Raw genomic sequence first — 18,016 nt, 5'->3', positions numbered from 1 at the left:
TAAATTAACGTTTTATTATAACAAATAAAAAAATAGTCTATATATTAAATATACAGACTATTTCATCATTTCACTATATACATATATCTGAAAACTCTACAGATATTTGATTTTCATTGTTAATATAATCGTTGATATAATCGTTAATATAATCGCTATTTTCACAACTATATTTTGAAGAATCTTCTACTAAAGTATTTGGCAATACTATAGTAAATTTACTGCCTTTTCCTAAGTCACTTTTTACCTTTATGGTACCATTATTCATTTCAACTAAAGATTTTACTAAATTAAGCCCTATACCACTACCTTCTTTTTTCGAATTATTTTTAACTTGTTCAAATCTTTCAAATATTTTATCTATCTTATCTTCAGGAATACCTATTCCTGAATCTTTTATATTAATTTCTATATCATCTTTACAACTTATAAAAACATCAATTTTTCCACCAGGTCTATTGAATTTTATGGCATTAGAAATTAGATTTAAAATTATCCTTTCCATATTATCTGGGTCAAATGCAATAAGTTTTTCCTCTGTATCTGTGTCAAATATTATAGATAAATTATTACTTTTCACAAATTCAGATACAGATAAACATATGTTTTCCACATAACTAATGATATCTTTATTTTTAGGATTATAGCTAAAGCATCCCGACTCTAACCTAGTAGTATCAATTAAATTGTTTACCAATTTTAGTAATCTCTTACCATTTTGGTCTACTATATTCAGATATCTTCTAAAATACTTAAATAAATCTTCATCTAGTAAGTTCATCTTTAAATTTAAAACTTGTAAAGAACTCAAAATTAAGTTTATAGGTGTCCTAAGTTCATGTGATATGTTAGCTAAGAAGTCCATTCTCAATTTTTCAACTTCTAACTCCCCTTTTTTAGCTTGAGTTATGTCACTTATTACACATATTTTTTTCATTACATTTCCATTCTCATCTAATAAAGATACAATTCTAACCCAAAACCATTTCTCTTCTTTGTTTTTGTTAATTCCTCTAAAAGTTATTAACATTGGATTTTTATAGTTATAATCATACTTTTCATCTCCTTGTGATTCAAAACTCTCCCAGTTTTCTTTCCAAACATTTATATCATCATATAGCTTTTCAGATTTAGTTCCAAATACTCTTTCAAAAGACGGACTTATATAATAAGCCTTTTTTTCATCAGCTATGACAATTACTTCTTCAATATTGTTTGCTATTTCCAAAAACGTTTTCTCATTTTTTTCTATGTTCTTTAATAATTCGATTTTATTTGTTATCTCAATTGATATACCTATTGTCCCTAATAGTAAACTATTATTTTCTTCAGTGTATGGCCATTTAGCAGTTTGAAGATACATATTTTTATTATTACCTGTATCTATAAATTCTTCAAAAACCTCTAATTTATTGTATTTAATAATCATATTATCTTTTCTTGCAAATTCATCTGCACTATCTTTTGGAAATAATTCATAGTCAGTATGACCTATAACTTCATCATAAGTTTTGTTAAAAAACTCTAGAAATTTCTTATTTACATCTACATATACTCCATTTCTATTTTTTATCCATGCTATAAAAGGCGAATTTTTTAAAGTTGATGATAAATTCATGTGCTGCTTGCTAATTTTAGTAAACCTAATATGATATTCATTATTTTCCGTACTATATACTTCAACATTAAAATATGAATTAATACTTTTTACATAAATTTCTTTTATATATTTTTCATTTACTTTTGATTTTTCAAAAATATATTCCCATTCTTCAGTTTCTTTTTTTGACATAGTATTTTTTATATAATCATTACTTTTTTGTTCACTTGCATCACCAAAAAATCGCTCATAAGCTTTGTTCGTATCTTTTATTTTCATCCCTATATATTTGTTATTTTCATCTTTAATAATTTCTATATGTAAATATGCTATAGGGCTATCTTCTATCATCTTTCTATATATATAATTTGACATATTTCCCCCCGATTTAATTTCTATAGTTTAATTTTATAGAATCTTCAATTAAATTTCAATATTTTACCTATTTTTTTATATATATTTGAAGTGATTTTTATTATAAAATCTCAAGAAGTCAAACTCTAGCCTATATAGAAAATCAAACTAAACAAACTTATTTTTTCACATTATATATAGTAACTAAGATAAAAATTTTTTCATATAATGGACTATCACATAGAAAGGAGATCGTCCTGTGGTATTAACTGGTGCACACTATATTTATATTTTTTTCATCGTAATAATACTAATTGCTATGATGATGAAAAAGGATACAATAGTACCTTGTATCCTAGGAGTTTTTTTCTTAGCATTATTTTATACAAACAATATAGCATCATCTATAGGTGCTGTATTTAATGGATTAATTATATCACTAGTAGAATTAGGACCTGTAATAATGATTATTTCCATTATGGTAGCACTATCTAAATCATTAGAAAATAATTATGCTATAGAATATATGATTAAACCTTTTTCAAAAGTAATTAAAAATGAAACTACCGCTTTTTTTATTATAGGATTTACAATGTTAATTTTATCTTGGTTTTTTTGGCCTAGTCCTGCAGTAGCTTTAGTTGGAGCAATATTTCTTCCAATAGCTATAAGGTCGGGGCTTCCAGCTGTTGGTGTAGCTGTATCGTTAAATTTATTTGGACACGGTTTAGCCCTTTCAACAGATTTTATAATTCAAGGTGCACCTAGTATAACCTCAGGAGCTGCCGGTGTAGAAGTTTCTGATGTTATTAATAATGGTATGATTTTATTTTGGGTTATGGCTATAGTTACTATCGGTGTATCATTTTATATGTTAAAAAGAGATATAAAAAATGGATTGTTTGAAGATGAGTTAAGCAATGTTAAAGAAGTTTCAATAAAACAATTTAATATAAGAGCTAAAATTGCAACATTTCTAGTTTTAATTTTATTTTTATTAGATGTTATAGCTATGTTCGTTTTTGATTTAAAAGGAGGCGATGCAACTGCACTACTCGGAGGGACTGCTATATTTTTATTAATTATAATTAACGTAATTAACCATGGCAAAAAAAGCCTTGAACAAATATGTGATAATATTACCGATGGATTTTTATTCGGTATAAAAATCTTTGCAGTTATTATTCCTATAGGAGCATTTTTTTACATGGGAGAAGTATCTCCATTAACCCAATTATTAGGTAATGTTTTACCAACAGGTTCTCAAGGATTACTTTCTGATACAGGTATATATTTATCTCAAATAGTTCCTTTAAATAAATATATTGTCTGTTCTATGGAAACTATTGTAGGCTTTATAACAGGACTTGATGGCTCTGGTTTTTCAGGAATGGCTTTAGCTGGATCAACAGCTTCTGTATTTGGAACAGCCATAAATGCTAATGTAAGTACTTTAGCTGCACTTGGTCAAATCGGAGCTATATGGACTGGTGGAGGCTGTTTGGTTCCTTGGTCTGTAGTTTCTGCTGCTGCTATCTGTGGCGTAAATCCTCTAGAACTTGCAAAAAGGAATTTGATTCCAGTTGCGACAGGTTTAGTTGTAACCACTATAGTTGCAATATTTATTATTTAAAAGTATGTAGCTCAATCGCTACATAAGTTTTATTTTATTTAATGTTAATATCAATTCAAAAATATTCAATAAATAAAAACTCTAAAGGAATGTTCCTCTAGAGTTTTTAAATTTTAATAATCACATTATTTTAACATACTATATAAGTTTTTAGGGTTTTCCAGTTTTGGTACAAGAATTTGTGGAATACCTATGTTTTCTTCTTTATCAATATCATACATTAATCGTAAAATTGAAAAATCTTCTAATGCAAAACCTACGGAGTCAAAAATAGTAATCTCATCAAACTTTCTATCTATAGGCTTTCCAGTTTTAATTATATTCCAAATTTCAGTCACTTTGAAATCTTTATCCATATGCTGAATTTCTCCCTCTATACGACTTTGAGGCTCAAACTCAACATATACAGCTCCCATCTTAAGAACATCTGAATCTAGTTCAGTTTTACCTGGGCAATCTCCTCCAACTCCATTTATATGAACACCTGGCTCAACCATATCTGGTGTAATAATTATAGCATTCCTCTTATCTGCAGTAACAGTTGTTATAATGTCTACACCTTTACATGCCTCTTTTGTACTATTGCATTTTATTAATTTAAGATTTTTTACATCTTTTAAATTTTCCATCAATTTTTTAGTAGCCTCTGGATCTACATCATAGCAATAAATTTCTTCTATGCCTAATATGTGATGAAATGCAAGCGATTGGAATTCACTTTGGCAACCATTTCCTATTAGTGCCATTTTTTTTGGATTAGGCTTAGCTAAATACTTAGCAGCCATTACTGAGGTAGCTGCCGTACGAATAGCAGTTGTTAATGTTAGCTCACTTAAAAACAATGGAAATCCAGTTGATACTTCTGCTAAAAGTCCTATCCCCATTACTGTTAAATAATTATGTTTAGGATTTTCCGGATGTCCATTTACATATTTAAACGAATAAGTTTCTGAGTCACCTATAGGCATTAATTCAAGAACTCCTATATCGCTATGGTGTGCAGTTCTTGGCATTTTTTGAAACTCATTCCAACGTCTATAATCACTTTCTAGATATGGAACAAGACGTTTCATAACATTTTCTGGGCCAACTTTTTTTAAATATTTTGCCATAGTAGGCAAATCAATATATCTTGTTTTTAATGTTTCCATTTTAACACCTCTCATATAATTTTTAATTTAACATTAATACTTAAGCTTAATAATTATATAAAATGTCTAAAATGATGAACTGTAATAACATAAATTTTGATTCTGAAAAAATTTCTCACCATCTACAATTTAACCGTATCAGATTGTTAGATTTACGTCAATCATTATTAAAACACTTTAAACCCTTTGAATTCTAAATACTTTAAATTTTTATACATCGTTATTTATAATTTCAAAAACTCAAAAATAATTACCCATTATAAAAATGTTATTTATATTATTTTTAATTATATCTTTGATTTCCTTTAGAATTAAACCGGTAATTATATTAATTTATATTTAATGAAATTGAAATTTCCAAATTATTTTCGTTAATTTTTTCACTTTTATAATTATATAATTTTATATAAATCCTTATAAAACCATGAAATATAAAAAGCCATTTAGTTTTATCAACTATCATGGCTTTTGTTTATATTTTAATTAAATTCAATACTAGTTCTTGGGCTAAGCGTAGTTCCCCAAATAGATACATTTATATTTTTAGATAAAGGAACATTATGTTCATCTATAACAGTTCTCCACCATTCCCAAGCTAGTCCAGTACATTCTCTAGCTAAAATGTTTATATTTTTAGAGTTAGCTTCTAATGGTATTACTGTTGAAAAATGAGCAGTTCTATCATTGTTGCTTCCATTCCATATTTTATGAGTTAAAACTTCATTCCCATTTTCATCGTAAGATACTTCATCCCAAGATACATCAAATTGAGCAACATATGCTCCACTGTGATCTAAATTAATTTTCCCTTTAGAGTACTCCGTGCTTGTCGTCTCTATATAATCCGTCTTATTGTGTACTGCAGCAATTGAGTTATCTTTTAAGAAAGTACTTGTATATGAAATTGGATATGCAGGATTTTTCAAGCTAAAAGTAGCATTATTTTTTATAACATTTCTTATTTCATCAAAGTCTTTACTTATTATTTTATTATGTTCTTGTGCATCTCCACCTAAAACAACAGCTGTAAATGAACTATTATCATATATATCTTGATATTGAGAACTGTTGCTCACATTATTATTTTTTATCAATGCTTTAAAAGCAGATTGAACATCTTTACTTTTAGATGTAGTTTCTAGTTTTACATATATAGTTCTGCCATAAGATACGTTAGATACCATAAGTGGTGGGGTTTCATTGCTTACACCTTTTCTAACTAATTCTTTAAAAGTTACATTATCATCAAATAATTCTGAAGGATTATTTGGAAGCTGTGCACTTACAGTGTAAAATATTTGTTTATATGCTGCAATCATAACCTTCTTTTCTCCATTTGATATTGCATTGAAATCTATTCCAAGTGAATTGTCAAGCAACTTTGCGTTAATATTAAGTGCATTAGAAATTTGAGATTTGCTGTATACCATAGATTCTGTATATTGTGTTCTAGCAGGTAATGTATGTGTCTGAGAGTTTTTATCACTCCAATTAGATACTAATTCATCAACGGCCCCTGATACATTTGAATATGTTGGATTTTGAACAGTAGTAGTATTTTCTTTTTTCATTCCAGGTAAATCAATACTTATATCAATAGGCTTTCTCTTACACATTAAAATATTAGGTCTATTTTCTACAAAAGAATCATCTGCAAGTTGCAGAGCTCCTGGATATGTACGATCTGTTACAGAATCTATAATAGATATATCTACTGGAGATGTTGTTAATGTTTTTTTATTTCTTTCAACTACAATAAATTTATTATTGGTCTTAAATCCTTCTTTTGGAGTTACATTTTCAATACTGTCCCCATTACTAGCTAATACTTCATTTTTATTATAACTTAAATTTGATATACCGTTATCTATTTCTTCACTGTTTGAACTTTGTGCAAAACTTGTGAGTGTATTAAAACCAATACCTATAACGATAGTAAAACATGTAACTATGTTTTTTATATTCTTGTGCCTTATCATAATATACCGCCCTCCTATATTATATATATACGGCTATCTATATTAAAAACTTAGAGTAAATGTTAAATTTTTAATAAAAGCAAAAAAGAGATTCCCTGTATAAGGTAATCTCTTTTTCATTTAACTACTTAATAAAAACTTATGTTTTTTATAATTGACTTTTAGGTTTTAAGTCAGATTGGCTTAAATGCTTTCTTATAATATACACTGTTCCATCTTTCTTAAATTCCGCTTCATATGAATATCCATATTTTTCAACCTCATAATAGTCCAGTATCTTAACTTTATCCCCTGACTTTAAAGATATAGTTTTAGTGTTTGTTTCACTTCCATCAATATGTGCTTTAAGTCTTCTATTTTTTGCTATACAAGCAATATCATTTATTTCAAATTCTCTTTTTATCATGTATTCTCCTTAGTGTAATTTAATACAATTTTATTTATTATAAAAGACCTTGATCTTTATATGTTTGCAAAGTTTTTATTATATAGCTTAATGTCCAAAATTCCTTGTCCATTTTTTCTGATATTAGTAATAGCCCATCAATTAATTGTTTTTCTTTAAAGTTTTCTAAAAGAATCATTATGCTTATACTATTTATTTCACCATCTTTTGTATCTAATGTTCTAGATTTTTTTACGAACTCATTTTGCATAGCTAATTTTATTGAGTCTTCAAGTTTCTCACTTACATCTAATTTAGGCATTTCATCAAATATCTTAACATCTGATGAGTTAAATTTAATATTTACAGCTTTACTTAAATCTGTAGATAAAAATATAGTATTTTTAAATTGAGCTCCTGAAAAGTCTACACCTTCTAAATTTACTGAATCAAACACAGTGTTTTCAAATTTAGCTTTTTTTAACTTACTCTTTTTTAGGTTACTTCCAATTAACTCTGCATTTTTAAATGTGCATCCATAAAAATTACAAGATTTGAAATGAGCTCCTCTTAAACTTGTAAAGTCAAAATTAGACCCTGAAAAATCACTATTGTAACAATTACTTCTCTTTAAATCTTGATACATAAAATTTTTATTCAATTTTTGTATCTTATTATATTTTAAACCTTGCTCCATATTCTGTTTTCTTACCATCTTGTCCTCCGCATTCTTTTTTGTATATTAAAAAAACTCTTATACCTAGTGATATAAGAGTTTGAAATTACTTATAATTGGTTGCGGGAGCAGGACTCGAACCTGCGACCTTTGGGTTATGAGCCCAACGAGCTGCCAACTGCTCCATCCCGCGATATTTAATTTATCTAATATAATAATATCACATTAAATACAATACTGCAACAACATAAGAACTATTTTATCTGCTTTTAACTTTTTTTATTACTTTTCATATTATATAAAGTATTAAATTTTAATTGCGGTGGTGTTTTTATATATGAAAGCAAATTTAGTATGTAAAGGTGGAGGAATGAAAGGTATAGCATTAGTTGGTGCTATAGCATGTCTAGAAGATAGCGGTTATGAGTGGGATAGATTAGCTGGTACTTCAGCTGGAGCTTTAGTTGCTTCATTATTGTCTGTTGGATATACATCATCTGAAATCGAAGAAATTTTATATGATATAGATTATCCCAAGTTTAAAGACAAAAATATTTTTCAATTTATTCCCTTTGCAGGAGATTTATTAAGTGTTACATTTCATAAAGGGATTTATTCTGGAAAATACTTGGAAGATTTTTTACATGAAAAATTTAAACAAAAAGGAAAAACCAAATTTAAAGATGTTTCTGTTAACGGAGAAAGTAGACTTAAAATGATAGCTTCAGATGTAACTAGAAAAAAGTTACTAGTTTTACCTGATGATTTAGTTGACTACGGTTTAGATCCTATGGAGTTTGAAATATCTAAAGCCGTTAGAATGAGCGTAAGCATACCCCTTTATTTTTATCCAATTGAATTAAAGTATAATAATAAATCATGCTTTGTAGTAGATGGAGGACTGCTTAGTAACTTCCCTATATGGATATTCGATACAAACTGTAATTCTAAGTATCCAACAATTGGTCTTAACTTATCTGAAGATACAAATCAAGAAATTCATGAGTCTAAAAATCCAATTCATTACTTACTAGACATTGTAAAAACTTCACTATATACAAATGAAGATGTCTATTTTAAAGAAAAAGACTCATTGAGAATCATAAATATTCCTACATTAAGTGTTTCTGCAACAAATTTTAATCTTCCAAAAGAGACTATGGAAGAACTCTATAAGTCTGGATATAAGTCCTCTCAAGTATTCGTAGTTAATAGATACTTAGAAACTTATATCTCAAAATATGGTTTTAATTAAACTTAATTAAAGGTGATACTTATTTTACTAGAAAAGTATCACCTTTTACATTCTACCAGCTAATAACATTTTGTGTTGCTATATCTTTATATCTATTTAAATTTATCTGATTTGATTTTTCAGCGTTAACGCAATTATACATAAGTAGATCCTCTTCTAATTCTTCAATTATATCTATATCTTCTATTATGTAACTTTCTAATCTATATAATGTTGATACAACCCTAGATTTTACTCCTCCAAGTCTTATATCTATTACTTCAAATCCTTGCCCTTTGCACTCTTTATACCAAAGTTTTCTAAAAGAATTTTGAAGATTATCAATTTTAATTAGTAAATTTTTCAACTCTGGTTCACAAATTTGTTTTAACTTATATCTATCTTTGTTTTTATAAAAAGTTCTTATTTTTAATCCAATCGTAGACTTTATAGATAAAACTTTAGCTAAGTCTGAATACAATTTGTACATATCATAATATACTTCATTTTTATCAGCTATTTCTAATAACTTTTCGGACAAATTGCTATAATGGAGTTCTAAAAATTTTGTACCTTTATCCTTTACTAGTTTCTCTATATGTTTATCAAATGCCCCCAATAAAATATCCTGGTATAATAAATATTTCGAAGGATTAACAAATCTTAAATTTTCACTATCTCCGTCTTCTATCTTATCAAGATTCTGAAACTCAAAGAAATTTTCTAGATTTAATTTAGTAATAAACTTACATTTTTCACTTATACACTTCATATTTACTTTGTCTGAATACGTATGTTGAGAAAATAATATTAATCCCGGTAAAATCGTATCAATAGGAGTTTCGTCTCCATCATCTCCCCATGCGGTTATAATTACTTCATCTATTCCTTTTTCTTTACAAACTATCATCGCTTCATTCATAGATTTAAAAGTTTGATCATAGCATGGTACTATTCCTGACCATTTCCATATACCACCTGCAAAAATTACCCTTTTATCAAATACTTTTCTTATTTCAAAAAACTTTCTGTATATATCAGATTCTTTGTGATAGTAGTCCCAGTATACCAATGACAAGTTTTCAGGTATAGAATTAACTACTTCTTCACTTATAACAGCATCTTGATCATAATAAAATCCATTTGGTGATCCAGTTCTAAAAAACATATCATCCCACATCATAGGTTTAAATTCATGCAGGTTACATATTCTACAAACTTCTTTCAAATGTTCTACCATAATCTTATAGTGATGGATGTATCCATTTTTATCTAAGTATCTACCTCTACCTAAATCAAATGCTTCATCCATCCCTATATGTATTTTATTGCTTTTAAAGCACATTCTTAGACTCTTTATCATGGCTTCTATAAAATCATATGTCTTTTTATTTCCTACAAGTAATACATCCTCTGTATCCTTTATATCTTTTGCATATTCCCATTTTAGAGTTTGTTTTAAATGAGCTAATGTCTGTATGCATGGTATAACTTCGATCCCTAAACTGTCAGCAAAATCATCTATTTCCTTTAATTCATAAGAAGAATACTTACCTCTCAAATATCCAAAATACGGCAAATTTTCTATTTCATAGGTATCTTCTGTATATAACATCATTTGGTTAAAACCTAGTATTGATAAGTATACTATTATATCTTTTAATTTTTCAACTTTATAAACGCAGTTTCTTGATACATCTATCATGGGGCCTATATCTTTAATTTTTTGTTTTTCTTTTATGTTTAATTTTTTATCTCCTTCATGTTGTGCATACAAACTTATTGCCCTAAATAAATGATGTTTATTTTTATATTTTATAATACCTTTTTCTAATTCGATATCTAATTCATCTTCTTCATTGAGCTTATATACATATACTGTTTCTCCACTTATATCAAAATCTATATCTAAAACTCGTTTAATTTGAAAAACTTCTTTTTGCATTTGATCATCTATTCCCAATAAATTTAACTTCATATTTCCCCCTAAATTAATTTTAGTTTGCAGATGAAGCTGCACTTACTGCCGCTATCATAGCTACCATAATAGCAATTTCAATAGCTATAATTATTTCTAAAAATATATTATTAGTTATTGTGTCTAAATTACCTTCTTCTTTGAAACAATCAGCATATGCAGAAGCAACAATAGCAGCGCTTATTATATTCCTATTGTTCTTACCTAGTGACCAATTCCCAAAACCTTTTACATCTTTTAACTTATCTGATACATCTTTTATCTGTTTAACTAAAACTTCTTCGTCACATTCTAATAATGATATAGCTCCTATTAATGGATATCCGTATCCATCTATTTTGCAATTATTAGTTTCTAAAAGTTTTTTTATTCTTAATACTTTGTTTAAACTTTCTTCGTTTTTATTTTTATCAAAAACCATTACATGTGAAAGTGATTGAAGATTATTGGATTTGTAGAATCCTTTTGAGTTAAGAACTTTATAGCAATTTTCCATATATTCTAAGTCACTATCTAAGTTTTTTGAGTTTATAGCTATAAGTGCTGATCTACAATAATCGTCACTTGATGTCAAGAATGGATGATTATTTTTCATAAAGTCATATACATATTTAGTTCTATAAATAGCTGTATCTATATCCACCTTGTTTTTATTTTCATCTATTATAATAGCTGTAAATGGTAAATACGTATCATTGAAGAATTTATTTTCTTTTAACTTATTATAAGTATTTAATATTGAGTTAAATGACTCATCTTTGTTTTCTTTATTTGATAATAAATTTGATAAATAAAACAAACTATGTCCTCTAAAGTTTGAAAATATTCCTGTATTGTTTTTAATGACATCTATACTTTCTTCAACTTTATCTGGTATTATATTCTCATTTTTTATTGTAGATGATAATATACAACTTTGTTGCATCATTCCCATTTGCCAAGAACCTTTTACTTCTTTTATTTTTTCATTATTATGTATTAATAACTCCACCTTATTCTCTATTGCAGTTTCTACCATAACTCCATCCCTCTCCCCTATAAATTAATATTTGATTTTGTATGTATAAGTTTATCATATAGATATATTTATTTATAATTTTTTATTATTTTTTTAATTTTCTCAAAATTCAAACATATACTTTATTTTTATTTAATAATATTAATTAGAACTAGATTAATTATTTAAGCATCAAAATATTTTTTAAATAGGAGGTACGATGAGAAATTTACTTAATAAGTGGAACAAAATTAGTTTGGTTAAAAGAATTTTAGTTGGTTTAGTTATAGGAATATTGCTAGCATTAACTATACCTAATATAGCTAAGCCAATAGTTATTTTCGGATCATTATTCGTTGGAGCTCTAAAATCAGTCGCTCCTATTCTTGTGTTTTTCTTAGTCATATCCGCTATTTGTCAACACAAGCAAGGTCAACAAACTAATATGAAATCAATAATATTTCTTTATCTTTTAGGCACATTTTTAGCAGGGTTAGTTGCTGTTATAGCAAGTTTTTTATTCCCTATAACACTAACTCTTGGTTCTGGCGTTAGTAAGATGGCTCCTCCCGGTGGAGTTATAGATGTTTTAAAAGCACTCCTTATGAACGTTGTTGATAATCCTGTAATGGCACTTTATAATGCTAATTATATAGGTATTTTATCTTGGGCTTTAATTATAGGTCTTGCACTTAAAAACGCTTCTTCATCTACTAAAACAATGATTTCAAATGTCTCTGATGCACTATCTCAAGTAGTAAAATGGATAATTAATTTTGCTCCTCTTGGAATTATGGGGCTAGTGTTTGATAGTATATCTACTCAAGGAATAGAATCCTTACTTAGCTATGGACAATTAATTATGTTATTAGTCGGTTGTATGCTTTTTATAGCACTTGTAGTAAATCCACTTATAGCCTTTGTTGGAATTCGTAAGAATCCTTATCCACTTGTTTTTAAATGTTTAAAAAACAGTGGACTTACAGCATTTTTTACTCGTAGCTCAGCTGCAAATATACCTGTTAATATGCAATTATGTAAAGATTTAAATTTAGATAAAGATACTTATTCAGTCTCTATACCACTTGGAGCTACTATTAATATGGGGGGAGCTGCAATTACAATTTCTATATTAACACTTGCAGCAGTTCATACCCTTGGAATAGAAGTAAATATTATTATGGCTTTGTTACTTAGTTTATTATCTGCTATAAGCGCTTGTGGAGCTTCAGGAGTAGCTGGAGGTTCGCTTTTATTAGTACCTCTTGCATGTAGCTTGTTTGGTATCCCAAATGACATAGCAATGCAAGTTGTAGGAGTAGGATTTATAGTTGGTGTAATTCAAGATTCTTGTGAAACAGCTATAAATTCATCTACTGATGTTTTATTTACAGCTGTAGCTGAATTTTCAAAACTACGTAAAGAAAGTAAATAATCATAGTTAAAAATGCGGTATAATTTTATATACCGCATTTTTACTATTTACACTCCTCACTTTTATTATTATCTGTAATCGAATTATTACGTGTAAGTCCACACGACATTGCATCTACTTCTGTTGTAGTTATGTCTTCAACTTCATGCTTTGTAGTTTTTACAATATAAGCTTCATCCTTATATTCATCAGTCCTATCATATAACTTGTGATTAACTAACATTTTTACTAGGCAAAATGCTAATACTATCATAAAGAATAATATTGGAAAACCTGCAACAGTTGCGATTTGTTTAGTTGCATCTATACCACTAATTTTACCTCCTGCACAAATTAGGTTTACAATAGCCATAGAAGCCATTAATACTCCCCAAAATATATTTATTTTATAGGAAGTCTTAGTTTTTTCATTCTTATCTGATTTTATTGATAGTCTTGTTATAGTTGTTGTAACAGAATCGCACATTGTAACTATTGAAATAAATATAGCCAATATAAAAAATATAGATAGTATTTTTACAAAAGGATATTTTGTTAAGAAAGCGAATAGTGATACTTCCATTCCTGAACTTTGTATGGATGACCATAAATCTCCATATGAAAGCTCTTGGTGTATAGCCGCTCCTCCAAATATAATAAACCATATCATACCAAATAATGCTGGTATTATTAAATTCATTACCATAAATTCTCGTATAGTTCTTCCTTTACTTATCATTGCAAAAAACATTCCATTTAAAGGCGCGTATGCTAGCCATATAGCCCAGTAATATATAGGCCACCATCTAGGCCAATCAGATCCATCAATAGGACTTAAGTAAGTTGATATTTGCAAGAAATTACTTGCAAAATTGCCTAAAGATTGTGTCCCTAGAGATAATATAAATGAAGTCGGTCCTAATACAAATATAAAAACCATAAGTCCTATAAATAACTTTGTATTTTTATCTGATATCCATTTGATTCCTTTATCTATTCCAGTTATGCTAGATATTATATATGTTATAACTATTATCGTCACAATAATAATCCACGTAAATTTATTATTAGGGACTCCAAGTATTATATTTAATCCTTTGCTAATTTGCATAGTTCCAACTCCCAATATAGCAGCTACTCCACCTGCCATAGCAAACAAACATATATTATCAATTAAAGACTCTAGTTTATAATTTACCTTTTTATTGAATAGTGGATATAGTACAGAACTTACTCTACATGGTAATTTCATATTATATATTGCAAAAGCTATACATACTCCTGATATTGCATACATTGAATACGGATAAAACGTCCAGTGTGTAAAAGATGTATTCATTGCAAACATAGCTGCAGACTCACTTCCTGGAATTATACCCATAGATTCTGGAGGATTCATAAAATGGGTTATGGGCTCTGCTATTCCCCAAAATAATATCCCCGTCCCTATACCCGCCGTTAATGATATACAGAACCAATTCCAATAGCTCATAGTTGGTTGTGCATCCTTTCCCCCTAATTTTATAGATCCATATTTTGAAAACATAATCCATAAACATATAAATAAAAAAAATACAGCAGATAATTGAAATAACCATCCAAAGCTTTTAGTAGCCCATGTTACTATATTATTTTCAATGTTATACAGCATATTTGGTTTAATAACCCCTATTGTAATAACAAAAATAAATATTAGCGTCATAGGTATCATAATAGACTTTCTTATTTTCGCACATTCTTCTACATTTTTATTTATCACAACATCCCTCCTAATTTTTCAATAAATACTATACTAATAATTTATATGCGTTAGTATATAATAAATAATAAAAAAGGAATGTATTAATACATTCCTTTTTTTATTATTTATTTAAATCTTTTATAGTATTAACTATTTTTTGTGTGTTTGCAGCAAACGCATTATTTATAAATAAAACTTCATTTGCATTATTTTCTTTTACTAATTTTTCTAAGCTATCCTTATAATGTCTTGAGTCTATAACTATTACCTCTTTATAGTGAGGTATTAAAAATGGAACAAATGCATTCCCATAAGATTCTTTTACTACAACCAATTTTTTATTATTTTTAGCATCTTTATTTTTTATATCTATTCTTGGGAAATCTCCATGTAGGAAAACTGAGTAAGCATTAGACCCTTTAGCATAATCTGCATATAAAGTCGTTTTAAGAGGTTTATTAGGGTTTTCTTTTTCATATCTATAAACACTATAATCACAAGGAATTTTATAATAATCCACTTTATCTGGATTGCTTTTAATCTTGCTATCTTGTGTTTGTGCATATAATGTTCCTAAAAAACCTTCTTTAGTATATTTGTCATACTCAGATAGTTCTGCAGGTTTAAATCCTGCTTCTTTTGCAAATGATTGATATGCATAGTATGCACCTAATGAAGTCCAGTGATGATCAGTATTAAAGTATATATACTCATCTTTATGTTTTTTCAAGTTATCATAAGCATCTACAGTCTTTACATCTTTGTCCATATTTTTATATATACTGTCTATAGAATCTTTTTCTGATTTTGACATATCTTTATATTTTTCAGGTAGTCCAAATTCAACATGAGTTGGAACCACCATATTATAAACTTGTACATCTTTTCCCAATGCTTTTTTATGTTCAGATATAATTTGAGAATATTCTTTTTCTCCAGCTTTATTTTCATTAAAAATCTCAAAGGCCTTATTTCCTATAGTAATAACTGATCCTGATTTTTCAGCAGTTGCATTACTATCAGTTTTATTATTTTGTGATGTATCTACTTTTTGTTCAGAATTAGTATCTGCTACATTAGAATTTTCAGCGTCTTTATTTGAGCACGCTACAACTTGACTACCAATGATAAGCACTAAACACATTGCTAATATTTTTCTTGTTGATGGTTTTATTTTTTTATTCATTTTATTACCTCTCTATTTGTATAATTTTATTTCATCTTCACCTTGTCTTATTCCCTTTGATTCATTTATGTGCGAAGATATCTGTAAAAATTTATCTCTAAATGGAAATGTGTCATTATAAAAATTTTCAATTCCTTTAAAGTAATCTCCAGAGAATAGTGATTCTTTTGTATACTTAGGAAATTTTGCTAATTCTCTTTTTTCTATCTCTGATACTGTCTTTTTTGGCATAATTACTGATAAAACAGAAAACATTATCAAGGTTGCCAAAAATATAAATATATTTATTTTGCTTAATATTTTACTTAATTCATTTTTTCGTTTCTCTTGTCTTTTTAATTTACGACTCATAAGACCTCCTAAAACCTAAAATATAAAAATGGATTGTAGCTGCTTGCTATTAACATTGAAGTACAACAAATCATTATAACTACATTTAATAGAACTTCTACAACTTGTCCAAATGGTTTTATTCTACTTTGTCCTATATATTGTTTCAGATATGGATATATAGGGGTACTAGCAACTATAGCTATTAAAATCCAATATATATTGTTTGTAAAAACTAACTTTAGCTCATTATTTGTAAGCTCATTATTTGTAAATCCAAATAATATCTTTATATATTCAAAAGCTCTATTTACATCTGTAAAGTAAAATAAAGTCCATCCAACTAAAAGTGCAACAATCAGATATATATGTGAAAATATTTTTGGTATTTTGTTTAAAACTCTAAATAAAATCTTTTTTTCTAAATATACTAATATACCAAAATAAAGACCCCAAAGTATAAAGTTCCAACTAGCTCCATGCCATATACCAGTTAAAAACCATACAACGAATAAATTAAATATCATGTTTTTTCTATTTCCACCTAATGGTATATATACATAGTCTCTAAAGAAACTCCCTAATGATATATGCCATCTTCTCCAAAATTCAGTTGCAGATTTTGATATATACGGATAGTTGAAATTCTCCATGTATGTAAATCCAAACATCTTCCCAAGCCCTATAGCCATATCTGAATATCCAGAGAAGTCAAAATATATTTGTATAGTAAACATTGCAATTCCAAACCAAGCTTCAAGAACAGTTATACTAGATAAATCTGAATTCATATATTGAGTTACAAACTGTCCTGCTACATTTGCAATTAATACTTTCTTTGCAAGACCTATAGTAAACCTACTTATTCCACTACTAAAATTTTCTACAGTAGTAACTCTACTTTCAATTTCTTCTTCTACATCTGAATATCTAACTATTGGTCCTGCAACTAATTGATGGTACAGAGATACATACATCAAGAACTTCGAGAAATTTTTCTGTGCTTTAACCTCTCCCTTATATACATCTACTGTGTATGATAAAGTTTGAAATGTATAAAAAGAAATTCCTATAGGCAATGAAAATTTAGGTATTTCTAACGATAAATTAAATATAGTATTTAAATTTTCATATAAAAATGCACTATATTTAAAAGTAATTAATAATCCTAAATTAATACATATAGATGATAATAAACCTATTTTAGCTAACTTAGTTCCTCTATACTTTTCAATAAATAGTCCATGTCCGTAATCTACTAAAGAACTAAATATTAAAAGAAATATCCACACCGGTTCTCCCCAAGCATAAAATGCTAAAGAAAAAATAATCAAAATAAAATTTTTCCATTTTCTGCT

The 18,016-nt window shown here is 27.7% G+C and carries 12 protein-coding genes, 1 tRNA gene and 1 pseudogene; 3 read left to right on the top strand and 11 right to left on the bottom strand.

The features are described 5' to 3' along the window. Window positions 1–73 precede the first annotated feature (73 nt). Window positions 74–1,975: a PAS domain-containing sensor histidine kinase gene (locus ACN6I1_RS06265; RefSeq protein WP_419743138.1), complete on the bottom strand. Its 1,902-nt coding sequence runs from the start codon at window positions 1,973–1,975 to the stop codon at window positions 74–76. A gap of 238 nt (window positions 1,976–2,213) precedes the next feature. Here ACN6I1_RS06265 and ACN6I1_RS06260 point away from each other — a divergent pair, with 238 nt between their 5' ends. Next, the gene (locus ACN6I1_RS06260) at window positions 2,214–3,587 is read left to right on the top strand and encodes a hypothetical protein (protein ID WP_419743137.1); all 1,374 of its coding nucleotides are present in this window, start codon (window positions 2,214–2,216) and stop codon (window positions 3,585–3,587) included. Window positions 3,588–3,712: 125 nt separating this feature from the next. Here ACN6I1_RS06260 and ACN6I1_RS06255 read toward each other — a convergent pair whose 3' ends face one another. From ACN6I1_RS06255 to ACN6I1_RS06235, 5 genes are all read right to left on the bottom strand, one after another. Beyond that, a complete protein-coding gene (locus ACN6I1_RS06255; protein ID WP_419743136.1) occupies window positions 3,713–4,738 on the bottom strand; it encodes an ornithine cyclodeaminase in 1,026 nt (341 codons plus the stop codon). Between the two features lie 479 nt (window positions 4,739–5,217). Further along, window positions 5,218–6,717, bottom strand: coding sequence for a thiol-activated cytolysin family protein (locus tag ACN6I1_RS06250; RefSeq protein ID WP_419743135.1), 1,500 nt, complete (start codon window positions 6,715–6,717; stop codon window positions 5,218–5,220). A gap of 148 nt (window positions 6,718–6,865) precedes the next feature. Further along, window positions 6,866–7,123: a hypothetical protein gene (locus ACN6I1_RS06245; protein ID WP_021429386.1), complete on the bottom strand. Its 258-nt coding sequence runs from the start codon at window positions 7,121–7,123 to the stop codon at window positions 6,866–6,868. A gap of 37 nt (window positions 7,124–7,160) precedes the next feature. Further along, window positions 7,161–7,817, bottom strand: coding sequence for a pentapeptide repeat-containing protein (locus ACN6I1_RS06240; RefSeq protein WP_021429378.1), 657 nt, complete (start codon window positions 7,815–7,817; stop codon window positions 7,161–7,163). A 78-nt stretch (window positions 7,818–7,895) separates the two neighbouring features. Continuing rightward, window positions 7,896–7,971: transfer RNA gene (locus ACN6I1_RS06235), tRNA-Met, on the bottom strand. 144 nt (window positions 7,972–8,115) lie between these two features. On the opposite strand from ACN6I1_RS06235, the gene ACN6I1_RS06230 reads away from it, so the two are divergent. Continuing rightward, a complete protein-coding gene (locus ACN6I1_RS06230) occupies window positions 8,116–9,033 on the top strand; it encodes a patatin-like phospholipase family protein (protein WP_419743134.1) in 918 nt (305 codons plus the stop codon). Window positions 9,034–9,085: 52 nt separating this feature from the next. On the opposite strand, the gene ACN6I1_RS06225 is transcribed toward ACN6I1_RS06230, so the two are convergent. After that, a complete protein-coding gene (locus ACN6I1_RS06225) occupies window positions 9,086–10,990 on the bottom strand; it encodes a beta-N-acetylhexosaminidase (protein ID WP_419743133.1) in 1,905 nt (634 codons plus the stop codon). Between the two features lie 19 nt (window positions 10,991–11,009). Beyond that, on the bottom strand, window positions 11,010–12,008 hold the full coding sequence (locus ACN6I1_RS06220) for a DUF4003 family protein (protein WP_419743132.1): 999 nt from the start codon (window positions 12,006–12,008) through the stop codon (window positions 11,010–11,012). Between the two features lie 199 nt (window positions 12,009–12,207). Between ACN6I1_RS06220 and sstT the strand changes: the two genes are divergently transcribed. Continuing rightward, a complete protein-coding gene (gene sstT / locus ACN6I1_RS06215) occupies window positions 12,208–13,422 on the top strand; it encodes a serine/threonine transporter SstT (RefSeq protein WP_419743131.1) in 1,215 nt (404 codons plus the stop codon). Between the two features lie 43 nt (window positions 13,423–13,465). Here sstT and ACN6I1_RS06210 read toward each other — a convergent pair whose 3' ends face one another. The 3 genes and pseudogenes from ACN6I1_RS06210 to ACN6I1_RS06200 all read right to left on the bottom strand — a co-directional run bounded on the left by ACN6I1_RS06210 (window position 13,466) and on the right by ACN6I1_RS06200 (window position 17,950). Continuing rightward, window positions 13,466–15,160: a BCCT family transporter gene (locus tag ACN6I1_RS06210; RefSeq protein WP_419743130.1), complete on the bottom strand. Its 1,695-nt coding sequence runs from the start codon at window positions 15,158–15,160 to the stop codon at window positions 13,466–13,468. Between the two features lie 103 nt (window positions 15,161–15,263). Continuing rightward, window positions 15,264–16,559, bottom strand: a pseudogene (locus ACN6I1_RS06205) (DHHW family protein). A 128-nt stretch (window positions 16,560–16,687) separates the two neighbouring features. Further along, window positions 16,688–17,950, bottom strand: coding sequence for an MBOAT family O-acyltransferase (locus ACN6I1_RS06200; protein WP_419743129.1), 1,263 nt, complete (start codon window positions 17,948–17,950; stop codon window positions 16,688–16,690). Between the last annotated feature and the right edge of the window lie 66 nt (window positions 17,951–18,016).

The organism is Paraclostridium dentum (genome assembly GCF_048568265.1).
Taxonomy (GTDB): Bacteria; Bacillota; Clostridia; order Peptostreptococcales; family Peptostreptococcaceae; genus Paraclostridium; species Paraclostridium dentum.
The sequence above is the reverse complement of the archived record's forward strand: the minus strand, read 5'-3'. Positions and strand labels throughout refer to the sequence as shown.

Excerpts from the sequence above, each read along its gene's own strand:
- ACN6I1_RS06265 (WP_419743138.1), bottom strand. The coding sequence starts at position 1,975 with ATGTCAAATTATATATATAGAAAGATGATAGAAGATAGCCCTATAGCA.
- ACN6I1_RS06255 (WP_419743136.1), bottom strand. The coding sequence starts at position 4,738 with ATGGAAACATTAAAAACAAGATATATTGATTTGCCTACTATGGCAAAA.
- ACN6I1_RS06250 (WP_419743135.1), bottom strand. The coding sequence starts at position 6,717 with ATGATAAGGCACAAGAATATAAAAAACATAGTTACATGTTTTACTATC.
- ACN6I1_RS06245 (WP_021429386.1), bottom strand. The coding sequence starts at position 7,123 with ATGATAAAAAGAGAATTTGAAATAAATGATATTGCTTGTATAGCAAAA.
- ACN6I1_RS06240 (WP_021429378.1), bottom strand. The coding sequence starts at position 7,817 with ATGGTAAGAAAACAGAATATGGAGCAAGGTTTAAAATATAATAAGATA.
- ACN6I1_RS06230 (WP_419743134.1), top strand. The coding sequence starts at position 8,116 with ATGAAAGCAAATTTAGTATGTAAAGGTGGAGGAATGAAAGGTATAGCA.
- ACN6I1_RS06225 (WP_419743133.1), bottom strand. The coding sequence starts at position 10,990 with ATGAAGTTAAATTTATTGGGAATAGATGATCAAATGCAAAAAGAAGTT.
- ACN6I1_RS06220 (WP_419743132.1), bottom strand. The coding sequence starts at position 12,008 with ATGGTAGAAACTGCAATAGAGAATAAGGTGGAGTTATTAATACATAAT.
- sstT (WP_419743131.1), top strand. The coding sequence starts at position 12,208 with ATGAGAAATTTACTTAATAAGTGGAACAAAATTAGTTTGGTTAAAAGA.